At 46.2% G+C, this 651-nt stretch carries 2 protein-coding genes; both read right to left on the bottom strand.

Going from position 1 to position 651, the window contains the following annotated elements; translation table 11 throughout:
* A partial coding sequence (locus R7Q11_RS26960) for a dihydrofolate reductase (protein WP_225467086.1) occupies nt 1-341 on the bottom strand: 341 nt, incomplete at its 3' end.
* 9 nt (nt 342-350) lie between these two features.
* Nucleotides 351-651 (bottom strand): threonine/serine exporter family protein (locus R7Q11_RS26955; protein ID WP_225467085.1); only part of this gene is annotated, 301 nt, incomplete at its 5' end.

Here is a 651-nt window from a genome sequence, read left to right as displayed (position 1 = left end):
ACGTACAGTTTATTTGCCATCGCTAAACAAGAAGCATAGATAGCACCGCCACCAATGATCATTACTTCTTCAACATCACCTGCAGCCTCTAACGCTTTTTCAACTGAAGTCACCGTCGTAACGCCTTCAATACTCAATGATTCATCTCGGCTAATGACAATATTCAAACGTCCTGGCAAAGGGCGACCAATTGAATCGTAAGTCTTTCTTCCCATTACGACGGGCTTCCCCATCGTACAACGTTTAAACCAAGCAAAATCCGCAGGAAGATGCCAAGGCATTTGATTATCTTTGCCAATAACGCGGTTGTCTGCCATCGCGGCAATCATACTAATGATCATGTCGGGTCCTTATACTATCGGTCTGCGGCGGTAGAATAACAGCCCAGGAACTGCGAGGCCAACTGCTAAACCAGCAATAATAAACATGGCTTTAAGAAAGTTCTCCATGCAGGTCGCAATTAACTCTGGCGAGTAACCCAAATGGTTAATCTCCACCATCGCAATCATCGCTTTGTAAGCAAAAACGCCCGGCACCATAGGTATCAATGCAGCGACAGTAAACACTTTTGGATGAGCCAAAAAGCGGTGAGACCAATGAACCCCTATCATGCCAACCAAGGTGGCAGCGAAGAAGGTCGCCCACTCAATC

Source organism: Vibrio sp. 970 (assembly GCF_033339075.1).
This window is presented reverse-complemented; position numbering and strand designations above follow the sequence as displayed.